The organism is Nocardioides marmorisolisilvae (genome assembly GCF_031656915.1).
GTDB lineage: Bacteria > Actinomycetota > Actinomycetes > Propionibacteriales > Nocardioidaceae > Marmoricola > Marmoricola terrisoli.
Genome location: NZ_CP134227.1, coordinates 854,582 through 878,680, shown reverse-complemented (window position 1 = coordinate 878,680; position 24,099 = coordinate 854,582). Strand labels below are relative to the sequence as shown.

Annotated in this window: 22 protein-coding genes, 1 tRNA gene and 1 other RNA gene; 15 read left to right on the top strand and 9 right to left on the bottom strand. The window is 70.6% G+C overall.

Annotation, left to right across the window (positions count from 1 at the left end; translation table 11 throughout):
- The first annotated feature begins 5 nt into the window (after window positions 1-5).
- The 3 genes from Q9R13_RS04225 to Q9R13_RS04215 all read left to right on the top strand — a co-directional run bounded on the left by Q9R13_RS04225 (window position 6) and on the right by Q9R13_RS04215 (window position 2,305).
- Window positions 6-479: a peroxiredoxin gene (locus Q9R13_RS04225; RefSeq protein WP_310963832.1), complete on the top strand. Its 474-nt coding sequence runs from the start codon at window positions 6-8 to the stop codon at window positions 477-479.
- 169 nt (window positions 480-648) lie between these two features.
- Window positions 649-720, top strand: a tRNA-Val gene (locus Q9R13_RS04220).
- A gap of 55 nt (window positions 721-775) precedes the next feature.
- Window positions 776-2,305 carry an AMP-binding protein gene (locus Q9R13_RS04215; protein WP_310963831.1) on the top strand — a complete coding sequence of 510 codons (1,530 nt, stop codon included), beginning with the start codon at window positions 776-778 and terminating at the stop codon, window positions 2,303-2,305.
- Here Q9R13_RS04215 and Q9R13_RS04210 read toward each other — a convergent pair.
- The gene (locus tag Q9R13_RS04210) at window positions 2,298-3,545 is read right to left on the bottom strand and encodes an MFS transporter (protein ID WP_310963830.1); all 1,248 of its coding nucleotides are present in this window, start codon (window positions 3,543-3,545) and stop codon (window positions 2,298-2,300) included. The two genes, Q9R13_RS04215 and Q9R13_RS04210, sit on opposite strands and share 8 nt — an antisense overlap.
- Window positions 3,546-3,603: 58 nt before the next feature.
- On the opposite strand from Q9R13_RS04210, the gene Q9R13_RS04205 reads away from it, so the two are divergent.
- The 3 genes from Q9R13_RS04205 to Q9R13_RS04195 are packed head-to-tail and all read left to right on the top strand — an operon-like array spanning window position 3,604 to window position 6,189.
- Entirely contained in the window at window positions 3,604-4,722 is a 1,119-nt protein-coding gene (locus Q9R13_RS04205) for a Nif3-like dinuclear metal center hexameric protein (protein WP_310963829.1), read from the top strand.
- Window positions 4,723-4,778: 56 nt separating this feature from the next.
- Entirely contained in the window at window positions 4,779-5,483 is a 705-nt protein-coding gene (locus Q9R13_RS04200; protein ID WP_310963828.1) for a zinc ribbon domain-containing protein, read from the top strand.
- Window positions 5,467-6,189 (top strand): histidine phosphatase family protein, encoded by a 723-nt coding sequence (locus Q9R13_RS04195; RefSeq protein WP_310963827.1) that lies wholly within the window; start codon window positions 5,467-5,469, stop codon window positions 6,187-6,189. The genes Q9R13_RS04200 and Q9R13_RS04195 overlap by 17 nt, the downstream gene beginning before the upstream one ends.
- Here the strand turns inward: Q9R13_RS04195 and yaaA are convergent.
- The gene (yaaA, locus tag Q9R13_RS04190; protein WP_310963826.1) at window positions 6,186-7,001 is read right to left on the bottom strand and encodes a peroxide stress protein YaaA; all 816 of its coding nucleotides are present in this window, start codon (window positions 6,999-7,001) and stop codon (window positions 6,186-6,188) included. The genes Q9R13_RS04195 and yaaA overlap by 4 nt on opposite strands.
- A 97-nt stretch (window positions 7,002-7,098) precedes the next feature.
- Here yaaA and Q9R13_RS04185 point away from each other — a divergent pair, with 97 nt between their 5' ends.
- On the top strand, window positions 7,099-8,529 hold the full coding sequence (locus Q9R13_RS04185) for an RNB domain-containing ribonuclease (protein ID WP_310963825.1): 1,431 nt from the start codon (window positions 7,099-7,101) through the stop codon (window positions 8,527-8,529).
- Window positions 8,530-8,538: 9 nt separating this feature from the next.
- On the opposite strand, the gene nicT is transcribed toward Q9R13_RS04185, so the two are convergent.
- A complete protein-coding gene (gene nicT, locus Q9R13_RS04180) occupies window positions 8,539-9,687 on the bottom strand; it encodes a Nickel transporter NicT (RefSeq protein WP_310963824.1) in 1,149 nt (382 codons plus the stop codon).
- 125 nt (window positions 9,688-9,812) lie between these two features.
- Window positions 9,813-10,385 carry a DinB family protein gene (locus Q9R13_RS04175; RefSeq protein WP_310963823.1) on the bottom strand — a complete coding sequence of 191 codons (573 nt, stop codon included), beginning with the start codon at window positions 10,383-10,385 and terminating at the stop codon, window positions 9,813-9,815.
- A gap of 89 nt (window positions 10,386-10,474) precedes the next feature.
- Between Q9R13_RS04175 and Q9R13_RS04170 the strand changes: the two genes are divergently transcribed.
- Window positions 10,475-11,905 (top strand): HNH endonuclease signature motif containing protein, encoded by a 1,431-nt coding sequence (locus tag Q9R13_RS04170; RefSeq protein WP_310963822.1) that lies wholly within the window; start codon window positions 10,475-10,477, stop codon window positions 11,903-11,905.
- 29 nt (window positions 11,906-11,934) lie between these two features.
- Here Q9R13_RS04170 and Q9R13_RS04165 read toward each other — a convergent pair whose 3' ends face one another.
- From Q9R13_RS04165 to rnpB, 3 genes are all read right to left on the bottom strand, one after another.
- A complete protein-coding gene (locus Q9R13_RS04165; protein WP_310963821.1) occupies window positions 11,935-14,022 on the bottom strand; it encodes a chloride channel protein in 2,088 nt (695 codons plus the stop codon).
- Between the two features lie 20 nt (window positions 14,023-14,042).
- Window positions 14,043-14,525 (bottom strand): MarR family winged helix-turn-helix transcriptional regulator, encoded by a 483-nt coding sequence (locus Q9R13_RS04160; RefSeq protein WP_310963820.1) that lies wholly within the window; start codon window positions 14,523-14,525, stop codon window positions 14,043-14,045.
- Window positions 14,526-14,821: 296 nt separating this feature from the next.
- Window positions 14,822-15,198, bottom strand: an RNA gene (rnpB, locus tag Q9R13_RS04155) — RNase P RNA component class A.
- A 79-nt stretch (window positions 15,199-15,277) separates the two neighbouring features.
- On the opposite strand from rnpB, the gene Q9R13_RS04150 reads away from it, so the two are divergent.
- Together Q9R13_RS04150 and Q9R13_RS04145 are read left to right on the top strand one after the other, a co-directional pair.
- On the top strand, window positions 15,278-15,463 hold the full coding sequence (locus tag Q9R13_RS04150; protein ID WP_310963819.1) for a hypothetical protein: 186 nt from the start codon (window positions 15,278-15,280) through the stop codon (window positions 15,461-15,463).
- A 74-nt stretch (window positions 15,464-15,537) separates the two neighbouring features.
- Window positions 15,538-15,789 carry a hypothetical protein gene (locus tag Q9R13_RS04145; protein ID WP_310963818.1) on the top strand — a complete coding sequence of 84 codons (252 nt, stop codon included), beginning with the start codon at window positions 15,538-15,540 and terminating at the stop codon, window positions 15,787-15,789.
- A gap of 13 nt (window positions 15,790-15,802) precedes the next feature.
- On the opposite strand, the gene panB is transcribed toward Q9R13_RS04145, so the two are convergent.
- A complete protein-coding gene (gene panB, locus Q9R13_RS04140; RefSeq protein WP_310963817.1) occupies window positions 15,803-16,654 on the bottom strand; it encodes a 3-methyl-2-oxobutanoate hydroxymethyltransferase in 852 nt (283 codons plus the stop codon).
- Between the two features lie 195 nt (window positions 16,655-16,849).
- Here panB and Q9R13_RS04135 point away from each other — a divergent pair, with 195 nt between their 5' ends.
- The 5 genes from Q9R13_RS04135 to Q9R13_RS04115 are packed head-to-tail and all read left to right on the top strand — an operon-like array spanning window position 16,850 to window position 22,939.
- The gene (locus Q9R13_RS04135; RefSeq protein ID WP_310963816.1) at window positions 16,850-17,338 is read left to right on the top strand and encodes a SigE family RNA polymerase sigma factor; all 489 of its coding nucleotides are present in this window, start codon (window positions 16,850-16,852) and stop codon (window positions 17,336-17,338) included.
- The gene (locus Q9R13_RS04130; RefSeq protein WP_310963815.1) at window positions 17,335-18,474 is read left to right on the top strand and encodes a hypothetical protein; all 1,140 of its coding nucleotides are present in this window, start codon (window positions 17,335-17,337) and stop codon (window positions 18,472-18,474) included. The genes Q9R13_RS04135 and Q9R13_RS04130 overlap by 4 nt, the downstream gene beginning before the upstream one ends.
- Before the next feature lie 46 nt (window positions 18,475-18,520).
- Window positions 18,521-20,584 carry an NAD(+) synthase gene (locus tag Q9R13_RS04125; protein ID WP_310963814.1) on the top strand — a complete coding sequence of 688 codons (2,064 nt, stop codon included), beginning with the start codon at window positions 18,521-18,523 and terminating at the stop codon, window positions 20,582-20,584.
- 37 nt (window positions 20,585-20,621) lie between these two features.
- On the top strand, window positions 20,622-22,235 hold the full coding sequence (locus tag Q9R13_RS04120; RefSeq protein WP_310963813.1) for a sensor histidine kinase: 1,614 nt from the start codon (window positions 20,622-20,624) through the stop codon (window positions 22,233-22,235).
- Window positions 22,232-22,939: a response regulator transcription factor gene (locus tag Q9R13_RS04115; protein WP_310963812.1), complete on the top strand. Its 708-nt coding sequence runs from the start codon at window positions 22,232-22,234 to the stop codon at window positions 22,937-22,939. The genes Q9R13_RS04120 and Q9R13_RS04115 overlap by 4 nt, the downstream gene beginning before the upstream one ends.
- A gap of 66 nt (window positions 22,940-23,005) precedes the next feature.
- On the opposite strand, the gene Q9R13_RS04110 is transcribed toward Q9R13_RS04115, so the two are convergent.
- Window positions 23,006-24,094 carry an ABC transporter substrate-binding protein gene (locus tag Q9R13_RS04110; RefSeq protein ID WP_310963811.1) on the bottom strand — a complete coding sequence of 363 codons (1,089 nt, stop codon included), beginning with the start codon at window positions 24,092-24,094 and terminating at the stop codon, window positions 23,006-23,008.
- Between the last annotated feature and the right edge of the window lie 5 nt (window positions 24,095-24,099).

The following is a 24,099-nucleotide window of genomic DNA, read 5'->3' as shown; positions in this document are numbered from 1 at the left end:
GCCGCGTGTTCCTCGAGATCGGCTCCGAAGCCCCCGACTTCACCCTGCGCGACCAGCACGGCCAGGCCGTCACCCTGTCGTCGTACGCCGGGAGCAAGGCCGTGCTGCTGGTGTTCTATCCCTTCGCGTTCAGCGGCGTGTGCACCGGCGAGCTGACCGGCTTCCGGGATCGACTCGGCGACTTCGAGACCGACACCTCGACCGTGCTCGCGATCTCCTGCGACCCGCTGTTCAGCCAGCGGGCGTTCGCGGACCGGGACGCGTTGTTCTTCCCGCTGCTCTCGGACTTCTGGCCGCACGGTGCAGTGGCCTCGGCGTACGGCGTGCTCGACGAGCGCACCGGGGGACCGCGACGGTCGTCCTACGTCGTCGACCGGAGCGGCCGGATCTCGTTCGCGCTGCACAACGAGCCGGGAGAGGCTCGCGACCTCGATGTCCAAGCCGAGCAGCTCCGTAGGGCACAAAGTCCCGAGGCATAGTCCCTTCGGGCCATTTTTGGCTCCGGGAGTGGAAATCGCCCTGGCGATGGGTCACACTTCTGATGTCGCGATCGCTGGTGACCCGAGACGCCAGCGATCGCGACTTCTCTTTGCCCCGTGCGCGGGTCCGTGCGTAGTCTGTGCCGGGCTCGCTCGGCAGCGGGCTCCCGGGTGCTTAGCTCAGCGGTAGAGCGCTTCCCTTACAAGGAAGATGTCGGGGGTTCGATCCCCTCAGCACCCACCGCCGCGCGCTCGCTAGATTGGTCCCACCCGATCTGTGAGAGAGGCCACATCCCGTGATCGTTCCGTTCTCTGCTTCCGACTTCCTCGACCGGGCCCTGGCGGTGTACGCCGAGCGCACCGGGATCGTCGACGAGCCCGACCAGCCGGCCCCGTCGCTCGGCGAGCTCAGCTATGCGCGGGTCGGTGAGCTGGCCCGTGCGATGGCGGCCCGACACGACGCGCTCGGCATCGGCGTGGGTGAGCGGGTCGCCTTCGTCTCGCACAACAGCGCCCGGCTCTACACGGCGTTCTTCGGCGTGTCCGGCTACGGCCGGGTCCTGGTGCCGATCAATTTCCGGCTCTCGCCGGACGAGGTCTCCTACATCGTCGAGCACTCCGGCGCGCGGGTGCTTTACGTCGACCCCGAGCTGAAGGACACCCTGGCCGGGGTGCAGTGCGAGCACAAGTTCGTGCTCGGCGAGGACGACGATCTCTACGCCGAGGGCGTCGACCCGCAGCCGTGGGCGCCCGACGAGAACGCCACCGCCACGATCAACTACACCTCGGGTACGACCGCCCGACCCAAGGGCGTCCAGATCACGCACCGCAACATCTGGGTCAACGCGGTCACGTTCGCGCTGCACGCGCGGGTCACCGACCGGGACGTCTACCTGCACACGCTGCCGATGTTCCACGCCAACGGTTGGGGGATGCCGTTCGCGATGACCGGTATGGGCGCGGCACACGTCGTGCTGCGCAAGGTCGACGGCGCCGAGATCCTGCGTCGGGTGGAGAAGTACGGCGTCACCGTCATGTGTGCCGCACCCGCCGTGGTGGCCGCCGTCCTCGACGCCGCGCAGACGTGGAAGGGAGAGATCCCCGGCCGCGACCGGGTGCGGATCATCGTCGCCGGCGCGCCGCCGCCGTCCAAGACGATCGCGCGGGTCGAGGAGGAGCTCGGTTGGGAGTTCATGCAGATCTATGGCCTGACCGAGACATCCCCGCTGTTGACCGTCAACCACACCCGCGCCGAGTGGGACGACCTCTCTGCCGAGGAGCGCGCCACCAGGCTGGTCCGTGCAGGGATGCCCGCGATCGGCGTCACCCTCAAGGTCGACCCCGAGGGCGAGGTGCTTGCCCGCTCGAACGTCGTCCTCGAGGGGTACTGGCGGCAACCCGAGGAGTCTGCGCGGTGCCTGGCGGACGACTGGTTCCACACCGGCGACGGCGGCTTCATCGGGAACGACGGCTACCTGACCATCCAGGACCGCAAGAAGGACGTGATCATCACCGGCGGCGAGAACGTCTCCTCGATCGAGGTCGAGGACGTGATCTTCTCCCATCCCGACGTCGCCGAGGTCGCGGTGATCGGGGTGCCCGATGAGAAGTGGGGCGAGACGATCAAGGCGCTGGTCGTGAAGACCCCGGGCTCGGCCCTCACCGAGGACGAGCTGATCAAGTACTGCAAGTCCAAGGTCGCCGGATACAAGGCGCCTACGTCGGTCGAGTTCCGCGACGCACTGGCGCGTACGGCGACCGGCAAGCTGCAGAAGTTCAAGCTGCGCGCGCCGTACTGGGAGGGCCGCGACCGCCAGGTCAACTGACCACGGATCGGCCCGGGAGGCGGAGGCCCAGCACACCGGCCAGTGCGATCACCCCGGCGCCGAGCCAGAACGCGGTGGCGAAGGAGCCGTGGTCGACCAGCCAGCCGGCCAGGACCGGCCCCACCACCGCGCCCAGGTCACTGGCCATGTTGAACACCGCCACGACGGTGCCGCTTCGCCGGCCGGCGACGTCGCCGACGAGCGCGGCTGGGACGCTGCCGAGGAATGCGGAGCCGGCACCGAAGACGGCCATCGCGAGCATGGCCACGAGGAGGGAGCCGCTGATCGCCAGCAGGGCCATTCCGACGGCGGAGCCGAGCGCGCCCGCAAGCAGCGCGGGGCGTCGTCCGGCGCTGTCGGACCAGCGGCCGGCGGGCAACATCAGCGCCGTCTGCACGAGGGTCGAGACCAGGAAGGCGATCGCCACCCAGAACGTCGACGTGTGCAGGCCGTGAACGAGGAAGAGCGGAACCACCGCGCTGCGCACCCCGAAGACCGCCAGACCCACCGCGAGGTTGGTGACCAGTGCGGCCTGGTACTCCCGGGTGGCCAGCAGCGCGCGCAGGCCCGGTCCATCCTCGTCCGCCTGCTGGTCGGTGGCGGCCGGCTCCGGCACCGGGTCCTCGGCCAGCACCGCGCGGGCGCGCTCCGAGCGGCCGACGTAGACCATCGCGACCACGGCGGCCAGCACGAGGGTCCCGGCGTAGAGGAAGAACGGGGCACGCAGCGAGATGCCCAGTGCAGCCCCGCCCACGGCCGGACCGACGATGCCGCCGACCAGGAACCCGGAGCGGTAGACACTCATCGCCTGGCCACGGTTGCTGGCGGTCGCGACCTTGAGGACCAGACTGACCGCTGCGACTCCGAAGACGGCCGACCCGACACCGCCGACGCCGCGCAGCACCAGCAGCTGCGGGTACGTCTGGGACAGCCCGGCCAGCAGGCTCGAGACCGCGACCACGACGAGACCGAGCATCAGCCCGACACGCTCACCGACCCGGTCCACCAGTCGGCCCGCGACCGGACCCGAGAGCAGCCGCAGCAACGCGAACGCCGAGACCACCGCTCCCGCGGCGGTCGCGTCGACACCGAACTGGGTGGCGAACAGAGGGATTGCCGGCGCCACCACCCCGAAGCCGAGCGCGACGCACAGGGCGACGCCCGACATCGCCCACACGTCCTCGGGAAGCCCGGACCGGCGCACGGTCGCGCCCAGAGTCCGGGTGGGAGAGGTGGGCATGCGCACGAGGTCACATGCTGCCACCCGGCCGGGCGGTGGGCTCGGTAGCCTGCCCACCATGGAGCTCGAGGAGGTCGTCGCGCTGCTCGACAGCTGGTATCCGCCGCGGTACGCCGACGACTGGGACCGTGTGGGACTCGTGTGCGGTGACCCGGCCGCGCCGGTACGCCGGATCCTGCTGGCGGTCGACCCGGTGGCGGCGGTGGCCGACGAGGCCGTCAGCCTGGGCGTGGACCTGGTCATCTGTCACCATCCGCTCTATCTCCGGGGCACCAGCTCGGTCGCAGCGACCGACCCCAAGGGCAGGGTGCTGCACCGCTTGCTCAGCAACGGGTGTGCGCTGTTCACCGCGCACACCAACGCCGACGCGCCCGAGGGCGGTGTCTCGGAGGCGCTGGCTCGCGCGCTCGGGCTCGAGCAGCTGCGACCGCTGGACGCCGATCCGGCCGAGCCGCTCGACAAGATCGTCGTCTTCGTGCCCGTCGATGCAGCCGAGGCGGTCCGCAGTGCACTGACCGGGGCCGGGGCGGGTGCGATCGGCGACTACGACTCGTGCACGTTCACCACGTCGGGGGAGGGCCGGTTCCGCCCGTTGGCGGGCGCGCGGCCCGCGATCGGCGAGGTGGGACGACCGGAGGTCGTCGACGAGGTGCGGATCGAGTCGGTCTGCCCGCGTCCGCGGCGTGCGGCTGCGGTCGAGGCGATGCTCGCGGCTCATCCTTACGAGGAGCCGGCGTACGACGTGGTCGAGCTGGCCGCCCTCGACGACTCGACACGGGGAGCCGGCCGGTGGGGCAGGCTCGCCGAGCCCACCACGCTGCGCGGGTTCGCCGAGAGGGTGGCGACGGTGCTGCCGGAGACCCCGCACGGCGTCCGGGTCTCCGGTGACCCCGATCAGCCGGTGCGCACGGTGGCCCTATGCGGCGGCGCCGGCGACTTCCTGCTCGACCGGGCCCGCGCGGCGGGTGCGGACGTCTACCTGACCTCCGACCTGCGGCACCACCCGGCCTCGGAGTTTCGTGAGCATGACGGTCCGGCGCTGGTCGACGTCGCGCACTGGGCGGCCGAGTGGACTTGGCTCCCGGTGCTCGCCGGTCGGCTGGCCGAGGCGTTGGGCGATACGGTGGAGCTGCACGTGAGCACCACCAACACAGATCCCTGGACCTTCCGGGTCTGAGCCCCCGAGGAGTCACGCTGAAAGCCGACCCGTTCGCCCAACTGAAGCTCCTCGACGTGCAGGAGATCGACAGCCGCATCGACACGATCCGGCACCGGCTGGGCTCCATCCCGGAGGCCGCCCAGATCGCCGAGCTCGGCGCTCGCCGTACGGCCGTGGCGAACGCCCTTCGCGACCTGCGCGTCGAGGTCGACGATCTCACCGCCGAGCAGAAGAAGGCTGACCGCGACGTCGAGTCGGTGCGCGCCCGGCGCGAGCGGGACCAGGGCCTCATCGACTCGGGGGCCGTCGGCAGCCCGAAGGACATCGAGCGGATGCTGCACGAGCTGCAGTCCCTGAGTCGCCGGATCAGCGACCTCGAGGACGTCGAGCTGGAGGTGATGGAGCGACTCGAGGCTGCCCAGCAGTCACTCCGGGACCGCACCGACGAGCTGGCCCGGATCGAGGAGGAGCGCGAGCGCCTGGAGGGCGCCCGCTCGTCACGCGCGGGTGAGCTCGACGGGGAGCTCGCCCAGTCCGTCGCCGAGCGGAAGGTGACGGCCGACGGTGTCCCCGACGACCTGCTCGCGCTCTACGAGAAGCTGCGCGAGCAGAAGGGTGGGGTCGGTGCCGCGGCGCTGCGCGCGCGGCAGTGCGGCGGCTGCCGGCTGACGCTGGACAACTCGATCCTCGGCGAGATCCGGACCCGGCCGACCGACGACGTCGTCCGGTGCGAGGAGTGCGGCCGCATCCTGGTGCGTACCGGTGAGTCCGGCCTCTGACGGTGCGGGCGGCGGCATGACGGCGCCGGCGCGTGGCTGGGCCGGTGTCGGCGGCACGCCGACGACACTGATCCTGGTGCGTCACGGCGTCACCGACCACACCCGCCATAAGCGCTTCTCCGGCGGCCTCGCCAGCGCGAACCCCGGCCTGAACGAGGAGGGCCGCGGTCAGGTGCGCACCATCGGGAAGTGGCTCGAGCCGATCGCCCCCACCGTGGACGCGCTGATCACAAGCCCGGTGCGCCGGACCCGGGAGAGCGCGGAGATCCTTGCCGGCTTCCTGGAGAAGGCCGTGTCCGAGGAGCCAGGCCTCGCCGAGATGGAGTTCGGCATCTGGGACGGCCTCACGTTCGGCGAGGTGCACGAGCACCACCCCGACGAGCTCGCTGCCTGGCTGGGCGACCTCGAGCACCCCGCCGGCGGGGCGGAATCCTTCCGGGACGTGGAGAAGCGGGTGCTGGCCGGACGCGACCGGATCGTCGCGGCGTACGCCGGATGCACCGTCGTGGTCGTCAGCCACGTGACACCCATCAAGACGCTCGTCGCCGACGCTCTCGGTGCGCCTCTGGACGCCATCCACCGGATGGAGCTCGCGCCCGCGTCGGTCACGGTGATCAGCTACTTCGAGGCACAGGCCCAGCGGCCGACGGCCAACCTCCGGCTCTACAACGCCCGGCCGACCGACGCGCCGCTGCAGGCGTTCTAGATCTCGTCGACCACGATGTCGAGCTGCTGCCCCGTGCGGGTCGGCGGCTGCTGCTCGACGTGCCAGCCGAGTGCCTCGAGGTGGTCGGCGAGGCCCGCCGGGGTCGACGGCGCGCCACCGTCCTCGAGAAGGGCCCGCACCAACCGGCCCTTGGTCGCCTTGTTGAAATGGCTGACCACCTTGCGGGTGCTGCCGACCTGGTGCAGCACCCGGACCGTCGCCACCCGGTCGGCGAGGTCGGGGGCGGGGCGCCAGAACGCGGCGTACGTCGAGGACCTCAGGTCGATCACCAGGCCACGACCGGCGGCATCGCGGACCACCGGGTCCAGGTGCCGGCGCCAGTGCGCGGCGACGCCGCCGAGACCGGGCAGCACGACCCCACCGGCCAGACGGTACGCGGGCACCGGGTCGTGGGGTCGAAGGAGCCCGAACAGCGACGAGGTGATCGCCAGCCAGCGCGTCGCACGTCGTCGTGCAGGCCCGTCCAGGCTGGCGAGGTCGAGCGCGTCGTAGAGGACGCCCGTGTAGAGCCGGTCGGCGCGGGTGGTCGGCGAGGTCCGCAACCGCGCGTTGACGTCCACCTGGTCGATCTGGGTGCTGCCCAGCCCCAGGATCTGCGCCGCACGCTCTGCCAGAACCTCGTCGTGCAGCGGCGTCATCGAGTCGCTGCGGGGTGCGCACATCTCCACGAGCGCGGTCAGCACCTCGTCCCGCGCCTCGGTGAGGGCCGGGAGGTCGAGCCGAGCCAGGTCCAGGGGCCGGCCCCGCGTCGGGGCGGACTTGCCCTCGGACGGCGGGAGCAGGATCAGCACGGCAGGCAGCCTAGGGGGCCCGACGGGTCCGCGTCTGAATAAGGTGGTGAACGTCATGGCGCCATCGCCGCGCCGTACGTCGTCTCGAGGAGCAGCTGTGGCCAGTCGAGTCCTACGAGTTCGCAACTCCGCCGAGGGCGCCCTCCGGGAGGGGATCGCCCGGATCCAGGAGGAGCTGCACGTCGACCCGGCGTTCGCTCCCGAGGTCGAGCAGGCGGCCACGGCCGCCGCAGCGGCCCCGCGGCTGCCGGAGCTGGACCGGACGGACCTGGAGCTCGTCACCATCGACCCGGTCGGGTCGATGGACCTCGATCAGGCGATGCATCTGGAGCGTGATGGCGACGGCTACGTCGTGCACTACGCGATCGCCGACCTGGCCGCGTTCATCACGGCCGGCGACCCCGTCGACGTGGAGGCCAACCGGCGCGGCGAGACGCTGTACGGCGCCGACACCACGGTGCCGCTGCATCCCACTGCGCTGTCGGAGGGCGCAGCCTCGCTGCTGCCCGGACAGGTCCGTCCGGCGTTCCTGTGGACGCTGAAGGTCGACCGGCACGGCGAGCTCGGCGACGCCCGGGTGGAGCGGGCGCGGGTGACATCGCGGGCCCGACTGGACTATGAGGGTGTGCAGCAGCAACTCGACGACGGGTCCGCCGGCGAGACGCTCCAACTGCTCCGCGAGGTCGGTCAGCTGCGGGTCGCCCAGGAGATCGATCGTGGTGGCGTGAACCTGCCGATGCCCGAGCAGGAGGTCGACATCGAGGGCGACGTCTGGAAGCTCGAGTTCCGGACCGTGCTCCCCGTCGAGAGCTGGAACGCGCAGATCTCGCTGCTCACCGGGTTCGCCGCTGCCTCGATGATGATCAACGGGCGGGTCGGCGTGCTGCGCACCCTGCCGCCGCCGGAGCACGACGCCGTCAAGCGCCTGCACCGTACGGCCAAGGCGCTCAAGATCGACTGGCCGGCCGAGCAGCACTACCCCGACTTCATCCGCGGGCTGGACTCATCCCGACCCAACGAGGCGGCGATGGTCGTGGCCTGCACCGCGCTGCTCCGCGGCGCCGGGTACGTCGGCTTCGACGGCGAGCTGCCCGCACAGCCCGAGCACGCTGCGCTGGCCTCCGAATACGCTCATGTGACCGCGCCGCTGCGTCGTCTGGTGGACCGCTACGCCCTCGAGGTGTGCGCCGCACTGACCGCGGGGGAGCAGGTCCCGCAATGGGTCCTCGACCGGCTGCACGACCTGCCCGCGACGATGCAGGAGTCTGGCCGACGGGCCCACCAGTACGAGGCAGCGGTGCTGGACCTGGTCGAGGCCGAGACGCTCAAGGGCCGGGTCGGGGAGCCGTTCGAGGGCGTCGTACTCGAGGTGGAGCACGACGAGCTCACGAAGGGCGACCTGATGGTTCGCGACCCCGCCGTCGAGGCGCGCGTGGTCGGCCGCGAGGCATTGCCGGTCGGCGAAGCGGTGACCGTGACCTTGGCCGAGGCCGACCCGGCCACCCGGACCGTGCGCTTCCAGCTCTAGCGCGGGGCGTCAGGAGAGGTCGGCCGACCAGCGCTCCTCGATGCGGCCGAAGTACCAGATCCCGAGCGCCACCGCCCAGGAGACGAAGAAGAGCCCGACGATCGCGTAGCCGGCGTAGTCGAGGTTGACGCTGCCGATCGCCGCCAGCGGACCGTGCTCGATCGACAGTCGGTCGGCGAGCACGCCGAGGAGCTCGACGGTGCCGATCACCAAGGCAACGAGCACCGAGATCGTGGTGATGGTCAGGTTGTAGAAGACCTTGCGCACCGGGCGCGCGAAGGCCCATCCGTAGGCGGCGTTCATGAAGACGCCGTCGATGGTGTCCATCAGGCACATGCCGGCGGCGAAGAGGACCGGCAGCACGAGGATGGAGTAGAAGGGCAGATGCAGCGCCGCCGCGCCGCCGGCGACGACCAGGAGCCCGACCTCGGTCGCGGTGTCGAAGCCGAGGCCGAAGAGGACGCCGACCGGGTAGATGTGCCACGGCTTGGTGACCGACTTGGTCAGCCCGCCGAGGAAGCGGTTCATGAACCCACGGGAGTCCAGCTGCTTCTCCAGCTCGGCCTCGTCGTACTTGCCGTGGCGCATCGCGCGGAAGACCCGGAGGATCCCGATCAGGGCGGCCAGGTTGAGGATGCCCAGGATCCACAAGAAGATGCCGGAGACGGACGGGCCGATGACCCCGGTGATCGTGTGCAGTCGGGAGCTGTCGTTCTCGACCGGATCCACCAACGACCGGACGCCGATCGCGAGCAGGAACGACAGCGCGAAGACGATCGTGGAGTGGCCCAACGAGAACCAGAACCCGACCGACAGGGGCTTGCGCCGCGGCTCGCGCCCCGCTCCCTCGAGGGCCAGGTTCTCCGCGATCAGCTTGCGGGTGGTGTTGTCGACCGCCGCGATGTGGTCGGCGTCGAAGGCGTGTCGCAGGCCGAAGGTGTAGGCGAGCACGCCGACGCCGATGGTGAAGACGGGGTGGTCGCCGCCGAGCTGGTAGTGCTCCGGCGCGACGAGACCCACGAGCACCACGAAGCCGACGACGTGCAGCAGGACGATGAACGCGCCCATCGCGGTCAGGGAACGCCAGTCGCCGACGGTCAGGCTCTCGCGGAACTGGGTGCCGCGCGACCTGGCGGGGGGCGAGACGACCTCGGTCACGAGCGGATCTCCTGGTTCACGTCGGCTGGCCGGCGCCGGCGACCTGGACGGCCAGCAGCGCGCTGTTGCAAATCATACGCAATAGCGGATCCGGCGACAGAGCGGTGCGTCTCCCGGCCGCCGGCTCAGCTGCCGGTCCTACCGTCGATGCCCTCGCGAAGCAGGTCGAGGTGCCCGCAGTGCTGGGCGTACTCGGTGACCATCCGGAGCACCAGCCAGCGCAGGTCGACGTCCTCATGCCAGTCGAGGGGCCGGGCGATGTCGTCGAGACCGTGTGCGGCGACGATCTCGCGCGAGGCCGCGCACTCGGCACGCCAGGTCTCCAGGTCGGCGGCGAAGTCGGCGTCCGGGGGCGGTTCGAAGTCCAGGTCGGGGTTGTCGGCAGTGAAGAACAGGAAGGGCACCTCGCGGCGTTCGAAGTTCTGCTGGAACCACCAGCGCTCGACGCCGGCCAGGTGCCGGACCAGGCCATGGGGTGACAGTGTGGACGGCGGCATGGGCCGAGCGCGGGCCTGCTCGGGTGTCAGGCCGCGACACTTCATCTCCACCGTCGCCCGGTAGTACTCGAGATATGCCGTGAGCGCCTCGCGCTCCGCGGCCACTCGCGGGATGCGCGGGCGGTCGTCGTCTGTCCAGACGGGTGAGAAGGCGTCGTCGGAGAGGCCCGACTCGGTTCCGTCGGCAGCGCGATCGCTCATGTGCTGCACTCTGCCAGATCGAGCGTCGCCGACCGTGAGAGATCCATCAATGCCTTGTCTATCGAACATATGAGCGATAGACTTCAACCATGATCACCGACCTCGACGAGCTCCCGCAGCGGCAGGTTTTGCTGCTCGTCGAAGAGGTGCGGCAGCGGGAGATGGCCGCGCAGGCGGACACGCTGACGCTTGCGTGCCACTGGTGCGACCTGCACGGGGAGGTCCGCTACGACCGGGAGGCGCGCGCGGTGACCGACGACATCCTCCCGGTGCACCTCGGCGGTCCCGGCACCCCGTGGGTCGAGGAGTTCGCGGCGGCTGAGTTCGGCGCGATGCGACGCGAGTCGCCGATGGCTGCCCGCAGCCTGCTCGCCGACGCGCTCGACCTCCGGCACCGGCTGGTGCACTGCTGGGCAGCGGTACACGACCTCGAGCTCGAGGTGTGGGTCGCACGCAAGATCGCCCGGATGACCCGGCACCTGTCCCGCGAGCTCGCCGCCTTCGTCGACCGCGCCATCGCCGCTGAGCTGGCCACTTTGTCGCCAGGTCGATTGTTCGGGCTGGTGGCGGCCAAGGTCATCGAGGCCGATCCTGTTGCCGAGGACGCCCGGCGGCGCGATGCGGAGCAGGCGCGCTTCGTGCGCTCCACCAAGGAGGAGCACGGGCTGAAGGTGCTGATCGCCCGGGCCGCCGCGGGCGACGTGATCGTCTTCGAGGCGATGGTGGACCGGATCGCCCAGATCCTCGCCGAGACAGGTGACGGCGATGCCGTCGACGTACGCCGCGCCAAGGCGATCGGCGCACTCGGTCGTCCCGCCGAGGCCCTGCGGTTGCTGTTGGCCTCAGCGCAGCGCGCCGAGGTGCCCGACGAGAACGTCGCCGAGGACCTCACCGGCGAGGACCCGGCACCCCTGCGGGCACTCCTCGCCGATCCCCAGGCGCAAGCGCGGATGGCACCTGCCGTGCGTCTCTATCTCCACCTCACCGCCGAGACCGTGCTCGGCGACCCGCACCGGATTGCTCGCGTCGAGGGCCTCGGCGCCGTGCACGCTGATCAGCTCCGCGAGTGGCTCGGCCAACCCCACCAGGCGACCAGGATCAACGTCCAGCCGGTGATCAACCTCCTCGATCAGACCCCGGTCGACGCCTACCAGTTCCCCACCAGGATCCGCGAGGCCGTCATGCTGCTCCATCCGGCAGACGCGTTCCCCTACAGCACGACGATCACCAGACGCGTCGACCTCGACCACTGCCGGCCCTACTCGCGCGGGCGCCCGTCGGGACAGACCGGCCTCGACAATGTCGCACCGCTGGTCCGGCACCACCACCGGATCAAGACCCTCACCAGCTGGCACGAGTTCTGCCTCTCGCCAGGGCGCTGGTTGTGGATCAGCCCGCACGGGTTCGCGTTCCTGGTCGATCGGCACGGCACCCGTCGCATCGACCGCAGCGAGGCCGACGCCCTTCTCTGCGAGCCGAAGAGGCGCGCCTCAGCATCGGGGACTCGATCCGTTGCCTAAGTGCGGATTGCGTCGCGTCCGCCCACGTCTTACCGGGCGCTCAGGCTCGCCTCGATGACGGTGGGCTGGGAGACCAGCAGCCGACGGACGGCGTCCGCCTCCTCCTTGCGGCAGACCACACTGACCAAGTCGCCCGCGCCGAGGCGAGTGTCCGGGTGCGGCCAGGCCAAGCCCTGGCGGCGGTGTACGGCGACCAGCACCGCACGCGGCGGCCAGTCGAGCTGGTCGATGCGCGCCCCGTCGGCCTGGGAGTCGGCGTCCACGGTCTCCTCGACCAGCGTGGTGGCCCCGGAGGCCCGGCCGAGCTGCCGCATCGCCCCGCGCATCGCCAGCCGCCAGCCTCTGACGAGATCGGTGGTCGACACGACGCCGCGCACATGCATGTCCACGTCGAGCACCGGGACCCAGCCACCGCGGCTGGTTGCGACCGCGTCGACGGCGTCGTCGAGGGAGGCGGCTTCGGGCAGAGTGAGGGCCTCGGCGTCGGCGAGACGGCCGGCTTTGGTCGCCGTACCGGCCTCGACCTGCTCAGCCAGCCGGGCCGCATGCAGCGACCCGATGAAGACGCCGTCGGCGTCGACGACCGGGGCGCCGGGCACCTCCGCGTCGCGTAGCGCCGCCAGCGCCTCGGATGCGGTCAGGGAGGCGGGGAGGACCAGCCGGGGCGGCGCCATCACGTCGCTGACCGGGACCTGCGGGGCAGGTGGCATCTGGGCGCTGAACCGACGGGCGGGAGAGTCGGCGCGGGTAGCGAGCTGGCTGCGGTAGATGGTGGCATCACCGACCACCAGCAGCGCCAGGATGATCGCCACCATGGCCGGCGCGAGCATCTCCAGGCTGCCGGTCATCTCGGCGACCATCAGCATCACCGCGAGCGGCGCGTGTGCGATGGCACCGAAGCAGGCGATCATCCCGACGATCACGAACGGCGTCGGGCCGCCGGCCGGGGCGGCGTGCCCGAGCTCGAGCAACCGCCACACGGCCGCGCCGGTGGCCCCGCCGATCACCATGCCTGGCCCGAAGATGCCGCCGGACCCGCCCGAGCCGATCGACAGGCTGGTGGCGACAATCTTCGCGATAGGGAGCACGAGCACCAGCCAGAGCGGGATGCCGATCAGCACGTGGGCCGACAACTCCTGTTGGATCTGGCCGTAGCCGGTACCGAGCACGCCCGGGATCGCGAGGCCGAGAGCGCCGACGACCAGGCCGGCGAGCGCGGGCTTGAGCCACTTCGGCAGGTGCAGGCGCTCGAAGGAGTCGGAGGTGCGGTAGAAGGCAGCGGCGTACAGCCTGCCCATCAGCCCGCAGCCGAGGCCGACGATCGCGAACATCAGCAACGCCTGGACGTTCGCGAGGTGGTAGGAGGTCTGCCAGCCGAAGATCGGGGAGAAGCTGCCGGTCACCGAACCGAAGACGGCGAACGCCACCACGCTGGACACGATGGAGGGCAGTAGCGCCTCGACCTCGAGGTCGTCGCGGAAGACCAGCTCGGCGCCAAGCACCGCCCCGCCCAGCGGAGCCCGGAAGATCGCGCCGATGCCCGACGCGATGCCTGAGGCGACGGCGATGCGGCTGTCGGCCGGGGTCAGGTTGAGAGTGCGTGAGAGCACCGAGCCGAAGGTCGCTGAGATCTGCGCGGTCGGCCCCTCGCGGCCTCCGGACCCGCCGGAGCCGATGGTCAGCGCCGAGGAGACCATCTTGACCAGTGCCACGCGGCCGCGCAGGCCCTTGGGGTTGGCGTGCACCGCGGCGATCGCGGCGTCTGTGCCATGCCCCTCCGCCTCGGGTGCGAAGAAGTAGACCAGCAACGCGGCCGCTAGCGCCCCGCCGCCGGTCACCAGCGGGACCGCCCAAGGACGGGCGAAGCCCGATGCTGCGCGCACACCTCCTTCGCCGGAGGTGGTGGCCACGTGGTAGCCGCCCACCGTGCCGAGCAGCCAACTGGTGCCTGCGTGCAGCATGGTGATGAACAGGGCCGCACCCAGGCCGGCGATGACCCCGATGATGATCCCGAGCAGCAGCCACTTGCGCAGGTAGCCCGCCCGCGAGGTGCCCGACAACAGCCGGCCGACCTCGCGGCGCACCTGCAGCCGTCCGGCGAGCATCTGGGTTGGCACGCGTGGCAGGCTCCGCGCCGTCATTGCACCCAGCCCAGCGACCAGGCCTGCTCCGGCGCCTCGCCCGCGGCGTCCGCGAACGACCCCAACGCGCCGACCAGCGCGACCCGCGGCTGTTCGGGCATGTTGGCGAGGATCCGGCGGATGTCGCGTGTGCGCCGACGGGTGACCGCGGTGACCAGGTGGGTGCCCTCGGCAGTGAGCCCGACCCAGACGGTACGGCGGTCCTCCGCCGATCGCTCGCGCGTGATCAGGCCCTTGCCCTCGAGGCGGTCGCACATCCGCGTTGCCGTGGACCGCTCCACGTCGAGGGCCTCCGCGAGGTCGACCACCCGCTGCGCGCCCCGGGAGGCGAGTACGACCATGGCGCGGTACTGCGACAGGGTGACCTGTCCCTCCGCCGCGGCCAGAGATCGCGCCGCCACCGCAACCAGCGCCCGGCTGGCGCGGAGTACCGCCTCGACGACGTCCTCCTGGCTCGCCGGTTGGGTTGATCGTTGCACCGGCTCATTGTTGCATAGCGCAGCAATACTGAACGTCGGAGTTCGCCATCGCCCTGCAGGCACGGCGCATGTCAACCATCTGGCTCGTCCTGTCGCGGTGTGCGCTCGGGTGCGGCCCCGCCGTCGCCACCTCCATCGCTAGCGCAGCAGAGACGCTGGACACCTACAGCCACCTGTGGCCGGACTCTGACGACCGGACGCGGGAGGCGGTCGACTCCGTGCTCAGCGCTCCTGCGGACTCCCTGCGGACTGGCGAGAGCCATTGAGCGCTCCGTCGCAGGTCAGAGCGTGTATGGCGGATGGGCTGGCTCATAGGCCGGGTTCTGTTCGCCAGGCGCCTCACGACGTTCCGGTTGGCGACCATCCATCTACGAGTGCCGTTGCCGACACCCTCCAGCAACCTACCCGTGAGCTCGGGCGGGCCGCCCTCGAACGCTCACTGTCTGGTCTTGCTCCAGGTGGGGTTTACCGAGCCGCGCCGGTCGCCCGGCACGCTGGTGGTCTCTTGCACCACCGTTTCACCCTTACCCACCTCCGAGGAGGTGGGCGGTCTGTTTTCTGTGGCACTGTCCCGCGGGTTGCCCCGGGTGGGTGTTGCCCACCACCTTGCCCTATGGAGCCCGGACCTTCCTCGACGCTCCCGAAGGAGAGCCGCGGTCGCCCGGCCAGCCCATCCGCAGCCCGAGTCTAGGGGGTCACGGCGCTTTCGGCGTACTGCCGGGGCGCAGCGGGCGCGTGTACCTTGCGGTGCCATGGACAAGTACTGGTACTGCGTGAAGCACCACGCCGTCGAGGGGCCGGACGGCTGTCCGCCAATCGACCGTCTGGGTCCCTACCCGACCGAGGCCGAGGCCGAGCGCGCGCTCGAGACCGCGAAGGAGCGGAACGAGGCCTGGGACAACGACCCGAACTGGAACGACCAAGAGCTCGACGACTGACCTCTGGCCGACACCAGCAGGACACGCGCCCCCTTCATGGCGCCCAACGAGGGCCGAGGTGCGACACTCACCGCGTGAATCGCCGGAGGATAGCGCCCGCGCCGTTCATCGGCATGGGACTCCTGGCGTGCCTGCTGTTCCTCGACGGTGCGTCGATCCTGTTCCTGCCGTGGTGGGGCGTGCTGGTCCTGTACGTCGTCTGGGTGCCCCTCTTCCTCCGGGCCTGCCGGGCCTTCGACAGCCGGCCACGCGTGGTGCTCCTGATGGCAGCCCTGGGCCTGCTGGCCTGGCTCGGCGCAGTCGGCGCCGCCGTGCTGTCCGCCTAGCAGTCGGCGTGGCTCAGAACGTGTGCTCGGTCCCGGGGAACTGTCCTGTGCGGACGTCCTCGCGGTAGGCCGTGGCGGCGTCGAGCAGCACCTGGTGCAGGTCGGCGTACTGCTTGACGAAGCGCGCCATCCTTCCGGTGCGCAGCCCGAACGCGTCCTGCCACACCAGCACCTGTCCGTCACAGTCGGGCCCTGCGCCGATGCCGATCGTCGGGACCGTCAGCTCCTTGGTGACCTGTCCGGCGACGTCCCCGGGCACCATCTCCATCACCACGGAGAAGGCGCCGGCCTCCTCGACGGCGTGCGCATCGCGGAGGATCCGCTCGGCAGTCTCGCCACGGCCCTGGACGCGGTAGCCGCCGAGGGCGTGCTCGGACTGGGGGGTGAAGCCGATGTGCGCCATCACCGGGATGCCGCCACGGCTCATCCGCTCGATCTGCGGGGCCATCTCCGCGCCCCCCTCCATCTTCACCGCGTGCGCGCCCGCCTCCTTCATGAACCGCGCCGCGGTGAGGTAGCCCTGCTCGGGCGAGGCCTGGTAGGAGCCGAACGGCAGGTCGCCGACCACCAGGGCGTGCCGCGCACTGCGTGCGACCGCGCGGGTCAGCGGCAGCAGCTCGTCGACCGTCACCGGCAGCGACGTCTCGTTGCCGAACACGTTGTTGCTCGCGCTGTCACCGACGAGGAGCACCTCGACGCCGGCCTCGTCGAAGGTGGCTGCGGTGTACATGTCGTACGCCGTCAGCATCGCGAACTTCTCCCCGCGCTGCTTCATCTCCCGCAGGTGGTGGGTTCGCACGCGTTTGCGGGGTACGGCGGGCGACCCGCCAGGCCCCGTCCCATAGGGGGCAGTCTCTTCGGTCATGACGGTGGTTCCTTCGCGCTCTCGAGGCTCCTCTGGGTGGAGTCCCCGGACCTGGACCCACGCTAGCCCGACTGGCGCCACGGTGGCCTGTGTCGCCGGTCACGTGGCGCCTCGGTCGTCACGCGGTCGACAGGTCGCGCCAACCATCCTGCGTCCTGGTGCGTTGCCGGGGGTGAGAGAGGGCAAGGTGGGGCCGTGCGCGAGGACGAGTTCAGTGAGTGGGCGAGGGGATGCCAGCGACCGCTGCTGCGCACCGCCTACCTGCTCACCGGCGATCTGCACCGGGCGGAGGACCTGGTCCAGGAGGCGCTGACCAAGGTGGCGCTCCGCTGGGGGCGGCTGCGGGACGGCAACCCCACCGCCTACGCCCGGACCGTGCTGGTCCACGACAACGTGTCGTGGTGGCGCAAGCATCGTCGGGAGCGGATCGGTCAGCCGGGGGAGCGCACCGTGCCGCCACCGGACACCGAGACCGCCCTCGTGGTACGCCGTGCCCTCGACCGCCTCACCGCCCGTCAACGCGCGGTCGTGGTGCTGCGGCACTTCGACGACCTGAGCGAGCGTGAGACCGCCGCTGCCCTGGGGGTGAGCGTCGGCACCATCAAGAGCCAGAACGCGGCCGCGCTGGCCCGGCTGCGTCACGGCGCGCCGGAGCTGCTCGACCTGATCGGGAGGACCTCGTGAACGACATCCGACTCACCGACCTCATGCGCGAGACCACCCAGAACCTTCCGCACCGCGACCTGGTCCCTGCTGCCCTCACCAGCGCCAGGCGGGTGCGGCGCAGTCGTCGGGTGACCGGCGTGATCGCCGTCGCCGCACTCGTCGCCGTCGGGGCGGTCGTGCCGACCGTGCTGCCGCACGGACGCTCGCAGCTCCGGGCTCCGGCCGGGCAGCCCGCCAAGGTGTTCGCGGCTCCGGCGCTGTCCGCCTCGATCATCCAGCGCGCGCTCGACCCGGCGCAGGTCGGATCGCTGCCGACCGGGAGTCTCGGGCTGCCGGCGGACCTGACACCGACGGCCGCGGTCGCCACGCCTCCGGGGCGGGCGCTGATGGTGACCAAGGAGCGCAGGGGTGACCAGAGGGTCTTCTACGCCCTCGACACCGACCACCGTTGGCACCGGCTCACCGTCGATGCGCCAGCCGACATCGGCAACGGGCTGGGCCCGATGCTCGATCGCACCTCGCTGTCACCGGACGGCACCGAGGTGGCGCTCCGGGGTGCCCGTGCGACGTACGTGGTGGACCTCGGCACAGGCCGCACCACGTCGCGCCCGTCGAAGGGAGGCACCCACATCGCCTGGCAGGGCCAGCACCGGCTGCGTCTGGACGGTGCAGGGGACGAGACCTACGACGGGAACACTCTGATCAGGCTGAAAGACGGGTTCACGGAGACTCGCGACGGCGCTCCGGCCGTGCGCGCCCGACTCTCGGCGGCGAAGAGCTACCCGGCCGAGGATCCGACCGCGATCCACGGCCGTCTTGCGGTGACGGCAGATCCGAGCTTCAGCGGCGTGCGTCATCGTCCCGGCACGGGGCTGCTGGTCCTCGCGCGGCCGAGCTACGAGGGGCTCGCGTTCCTCCCCGTCGGCGGGCCCCATGACCTGACGCTCGCGGACGGGTCGCTGAGCCCCCGCGCCTGGGTCGGCAACGACACGCTGCTCTTCTCGATCGCGCCGCCGGTCGACCACGGCGGGACGGTGTCCATGCCCCGTGAGTACTACCTGAGCTGGAACGTCCGGAACGGGACTGTCCACCGGGAGTCGGCGACGAACCAGTACTGGCGCGACTCGAGCTGGGCCACCGGGCTACTGCGCTGAGGGAGGGCACTTCGACATCACTCGGCGACTCCGACAGACTGACGAGGTGGACTTCCACTCCGCCTACGCACACGGGTATGCCCGGGTCGCCGCCTGCACGGTCCCGGTGAGGATCGCCGAGCCCGCCGTCAACGCGGCCGCCGTGATCGGCGAGGCTCGTGCCTGCCACGACGACGGCGTCGCAGTGGCGGTCTTCCCGGAGCTCTGCTTGACCGGTTACTCCGTCGACGACCTCTTCGGGCAGGACGCCCTGCTCGATGCGGTCCTCGAAGCCCTCGGCACCGTGGTCGAGGCGAGCCGCGACCTGCGGCCACTTCTCGTCGTCGGGGCGCCGCTGCGACACGTGAACCGCCTGTACAACTGCGCGGTCGTGATCCACCGTGGGGCGATCCTCGGGGTCGTGCCCAAGGGCCACCTGCCGACCTATCGGGAGTTCTACGAAGCACGCTGGTTCGCTCCGGGCGAGGAGGAGCCGGGCGCCCAGATCGAGATCTCCGGCGAGCGCCACGACTTCGGCTCGGACCTGATCTTCGAGGCCACGGACGTCCCCGGGCTGTCCGTGCACGTCGAGATCTGCGAGGACATGTGGGTGCCGGTGCCGCCGAGCGCCCGGGCAGCCCTCGGGGGCGCCACGGTGCTGGCGAACATCTCCGGGAGCCCGATCACCGTCGGTCGGGCCGAGGACCGCAGGCTGCTGGTGAAGAGCGCGAGCTCACGATGCCTCGCGGCGTACCTCTACGCGGCCGCGGGCCAGGGGGAGTCCACCACCGACCTCTCGTGGGACGGCCAGACGATGGTCTACGAGTGCGGCGAGCTGCTCGGCGAGACCGAGCGCTTCCCCGACGGCCCCCGCCGTACGACGGTCGACGTTGACCTGGACCGGCTGCGCCAGGAGCGGCTGCGTCAAGGGACCTTCGACGACAACAGGCGTCGCCAGGGGTACGACCTAGGCGACTTCCGGGTGCTTCCGTTCACGGTCGATCCGCCGAGCGGTGACGTCGGGCTGCGCCGCCGCCTGGACCGCTTCCCGTTCGTGCCCGACGACCCGGCGCGGCTGGCGCTGGACTGCTACGAGGCGTACCACATCCAGGTCTCCGGGCTGGTACGTCGGCTGGCCTCGATCGGCACCGGGGCGGACCAGCAGCCGAAGGTCGTGCTCGGGATCTCCGGCGGCTTGGACTCCACCCACGCGCTGATCGTGGCGGCCCGCGCGATGGACCGGCTCGGTCGACCGCGCAGCGACATCCTCGCCTTCTCGATGCCCGGGTTCGCCACCGGCGAGAGCACCAGGACCAACGCAGCCCGACTGGCGGAGTCGCTCGGCGTCACCTTCGACGAGCTCGACATCCGGCCGGCGGCGCGGCAGATGCTGGCCGACCTCGGACACCCGTTTGCTGAGGGCAAGGAGGTCTACGACGTCACCTTCGAGAACGTCCAGGCCGGGCTGCGCACCGACTACCTGTTCCGGATCGCCAACCAGCGCAACGGGATCGTGCTCGGCACCGGGGATCTGTCCGAGCTCGCGCTGGGCTGGTGCACCTACGGTGTCGGCGACCAGATGTCGCACTACACGGTCAACTCGGGCGTGCCGAAGACGCTGATCCAGCACCTGATCCGCTGGGTGGTCTCCTCCGCGCAGTTCGGTGAGGACGCGGCGGTGAACCGGGTGCTCACCGAGATCGTCGGCCAGGAGATCACGCCGGAGCTGGTGCCGACCCGGGAGGGCGAGCCGCCACAGAGCACCGAGGGTGCGATCGGCCCCTACGCGCTGCAGGACTTCACGCTCTTCCACGTGCTGCGCTACGGCTACCGGCCCAGCAAGATCGCCTTCCTCGCGCTGCACGCGTGGGGGGACCTCACTGCGGGCGACTGGCCGGCGGGCTATCCGGAGTCGCAGCGTACGGCGTACGACCTCGCCACGATCCGGCACTGGCTCGAGGTCTTCTGCCGGCGATTCTTCGGGTTCAGCCAGTTCAAGCGGTCCGCGATCCCGAACGGCCCGAAGGTCTCCGCAGGCGGCTCGCTGTCGCCCCGCGGGGACTGGCGGATGCCCTCCGACGCGACCGCGACGGTGTGGCTCGAGGATCTCGCACACGTGCCCGGCGAATGAGAGTCCGGCGATGGCGTCGATAGGAGTGCGCAAGCGCATGGGTCGGCTGTCGAGCCAGATCTTCGTCGCGCAGATCCTCATCCTGGCCATCACGTTCACGATCGGGTTCGCGCTCTTCATCCGGGTCGAGCGTCCGCATCTCGAGCACGAGTTCCAGCACCGGGCTGCGATCATCGGCGAGGCTGCGGCGAGCGTTCCGCGCATCCGATCCTGCCTGGCCACGCCGCGCCCCGGTTGCGACGCGGCGGTGCAGCGGCTCGCCACGAACCTCCAGCACCGGACGGGCGCCTCGTACGTCGTGGTGATCGACATGCACCGCGTGCGGCACTCACATCCGAACCCGGCCCTGATCGGCCGGAAGGTCACGGAGCCCATCGTGGTGACCGACGGCCGGGTGCACACCCGCACCGACCATGGCGCCACCGGTCCGTCTGCCAACGCCCGTGTCCCGTTGCGCGGCCCGGGCGGACAGATCGTCGGCGAGGTCTCGGCGGGCATCAAGGAGAGCTCCGTCGCAGCCGCATTTCGCGGTGAGGCGACGTCGTACGCCCTGTGGTTCCTGCTCGCGCTCGCGCTCGGCGGACTGGCGTCATGGCTGCTCGCCCGCAATCTCAAGCGACGTACGTTCGGCCTCGAGCTCGACGACATCGCATTGCTCCTCCAGGAGCGCGAAGCGACACTGCACGGGATCCGCGAGGGGGTGGTCGCGTTCGACGGCTCGGGCCGGGTCTCGATGATCAACGACCCGGCCCGCGCGCTGCTCGGCCTGGACGCCAGTGCCGTCGGGCATCCGGTCGAGGACCTGATTCCGGCGGGCCGGCTCCGTGACGTCCTGCTCGGCGTCGACACCCAGCCCGATGACCTGGTCCTCACCGACGACTACGCCCTGGTGGTGAACCGGATGCCGGTGAAGCTGTCAGGCCGGGCTCACGGCGCCGTCGCAACCCTTCGCGACCGCACCGAGCTCGCCGCACTCTTGCGCGAACGCGCCGGCGAGCGCGGGCTCGTGGAGTCGCTGCGTGCCCAGCACCACGAGTTCGCCAATCAGATGCACGCCGTCGCGGGAATGCTGGAGCTCGGCAGGGTGGAGGACGCCCGGGCGTATCTGACCGACATCCGCGGCACCGTGGCCGAGCTGGACAGCTCGCTGCGCTCGACCATCGCAGCACCTCAGATCGTCGGGCTGCTGCTGGGCAAGGCGGCCGAGGCGAACGAGCGCGGGATCGTGCTCAGGATCGCGCCGGAGACCAGGCTGGGGGAGTCGCCCGCCCGGCTGCAGGTGCTCACCTCGGTGGTCGGCAATCTCGTGGACAATGCGATGGACGCGGTCGGTGGTCTGGCCGACGGCGGGCACGTCGATGTGCGCATCGTCGAGGACGAGGACACGATCATGGTGGAGGTCAGTGACAACGGACCGGGGATACCTCCAGAGCTGGTGCCGCGGATCTTCACCCATGGCTTCACCACCAAGGCTCACCCGAACGGGCAGCTGCGGGGCATCGGGCTGGCGCTGGTGCACCGGATGATCAACCGGATGCATGGCTCGATCCGGGTCTTCGAGTCCGACGAGGGAGGGGCCCGATTCCTCGTCACGATGCCCAAGCCAGCCGAGCAGCACACCGCCGACCTCGCCGAGGAGATCGGCCGATGAGCCGAACGCCGATCCGTGTCCTCGTCGTCGACGACGACTTCCTCGTCGCGTCCATCCACAAGGCGTTCGTCGAGCGGACCGAGGGCTTCGAGGTGGTCGGAGAGGCGAACAGCGCGGCAGACGCGCTCGCCCTCGCGAACGAGCTGGCGCCCGACCTGGTGCTGATGGACGTCTACCTGCCGGACGGGAGCGGCCTGGACGTGGTGCGCTCGCTGCTGGAGCAGGACGAGCCGCCGCAGGTGATCATGATCTCGGCCGCGCGCGAGCTGGAGTCGGTGCGCACCGCGATGCGGCTGGGGGCACTGCACTTCCTGGTCAAGCCGTTCAGCTATCCCGACCTGGCGGAGCGGCTGCAGGCCTTCCGGCGGCTGCACGAGCGCCTGGAGGGCCTTGACGAGTCTCCCGAGCAGGCGCAGGTGGACGAGCTCTTCGGGATGATGCGTACCGTTCCGGCCGAGGGGGTGCGGCTCCCCAAGGGACACTCGGTCGCGACGCTCACCCTGATTCGTGACGCCGTGCGTGACGCCGGTGAGCCGCTGTCGGCGGGCGACGTGTCCACGCGCACCGGCGTGAGTCGGGCGACCGCCCAGCGCTATCTCAGCTATCTGCAGCGCACCGGTGCTCTGACCCTCCAGCTGCGCTACGGGACGTCCGGGCGGCCCGAGAACCTCTACCGGATGCCCGGCCCCGACAAGGGCCGATGACAGCGACGACGCGCCACGCGAGCTGCGCTGGTGAGCAGCCACGTGACGCGTCGTCCCCCAGAGGGGTCAGCCGTTGGGGCCGGCCGGAGTGGTGGTCATCGACGTGCCCTCCAGCTTGTTGGCCTTGACGGCGAACTCATTGGTGAAGGTGTTGGCGATCTTCACATGGGACACGTCGACACCGATCGCCTTCTCCATCGCGTAGACGATCTTGGGGCCGCCGGCGGGCATGATCCCGTCGGGGAGGAACTGGTCCTTGTCGGTCTTCAGCCCCGCGACGTACTGCGCCTTGCTGATCGTGGAGTTCTGCACGTAGTCCGGCGGCATCTTCGCGGCGATCTGTGCGGCGGTGTGGGAGTGGATCCAGTGCATGGTCGCCACCAGCGCGTCGACCACCTTCTGCACGGTGGCCTTGTGGGAGTTGACCCAGGAGGTCTGCGCCAGCACGGTTGCCGCGGGCCAGGCACCACCGAGGGCCTGCTGGGCTCCCTGGGTGGTGGCCAGGTTGATCGCCGGGTAGGCCAGGTGCTTGGTCTCCAAGGCACCCACCGTCGGCTGGGTGGTCATCACACACTGCGCCGTGCCGCGCTGGATCGCGGTGATCGCCGTCGCACCCGCGCCCACTGCCAGGGTGTGGTACTGCGAGTGCGAGATCCCGTGCTGTGCGGCCATGAACTGGGTGAGCTCATCGGTGCCTGAGCCCAGGTCGGTGACACCCAGGGTCTTGCCCTTGAAGTCGGCCGCGGAGTGCACGCCGCTGTTGGTGCCGCACATCTCCCGCTCGCCGGGGGCACCGGAGAGCTGGACGATTCCTTCGACAGCCTTGCCCTTGGACTGGAAGTCGATCGTGTGGATGTACCACGCGCCTGCCATGTCCACCTGGCCCGAGGCCATCGCATCCTCGGCCCCGACGCCCCCGTTGACCTCGGTGGAGAGCTTCACGTTGACGCCGTACTTCTTGTAGAGGCCCAGGTTCTGGGCGAGCTGGTAGGGCAGGTAGATCTGCTTGTCGATTCCGCCGACCATGAGGGAGACCGTCGGCGTGCCGGCGGAGCTGCCGCCGCCCTGCGCGTCCGGTGCGGCCGAGTTCCCGCAGCCCGCGACGCCGAGGGCGAGCGCCCCGATGGTGGCCGCGGTGAGGGTGCGTTTGAGCATGACTG

Bases quoted from the DNA above. Each gene is read 5' to 3' on its own strand.
- Q9R13_RS04210 (WP_310963830.1), bottom strand. From the start codon at position 3,545: ATGCCCACCTCTCCCACCCGGACTCTGGGCGCGACCGTGCGCCGGTCC.
- Q9R13_RS04205 (WP_310963829.1), top strand. From the start codon at position 3,604: ATGGAGCTCGAGGAGGTCGTCGCGCTGCTCGACAGCTGGTATCCGCCG.
- Q9R13_RS04175 (WP_310963823.1), bottom strand. From the start codon at position 10,385: ATGAGCGATCGCGCTGCCGACGGAACCGAGTCGGGCCTCTCCGACGAC.
- Q9R13_RS04170 (WP_310963822.1), top strand. From the start codon at position 10,475: ATGATCACCGACCTCGACGAGCTCCCGCAGCGGCAGGTTTTGCTGCTC.
- Q9R13_RS04150 (WP_310963819.1), top strand. From the start codon at position 15,278: ATGGACAAGTACTGGTACTGCGTGAAGCACCACGCCGTCGAGGGGCCG.
- panB (WP_310963817.1), bottom strand. From the start codon at position 16,654: ATGACCGAAGAGACTGCCCCCTATGGGACGGGGCCTGGCGGGTCGCCC.
- Q9R13_RS04120 (WP_310963813.1), top strand. From the start codon at position 20,622: ATGGGTCGGCTGTCGAGCCAGATCTTCGTCGCGCAGATCCTCATCCTG.
- Q9R13_RS04115 (WP_310963812.1), top strand. From the start codon at position 22,232: ATGAGCCGAACGCCGATCCGTGTCCTCGTCGTCGACGACGACTTCCTC.
- Q9R13_RS04110 (WP_310963811.1), bottom strand. From the start codon at position 24,094: ATGCTCAAACGCACCCTCACCGCGGCCACCATCGGGGCGCTCGCCCTC.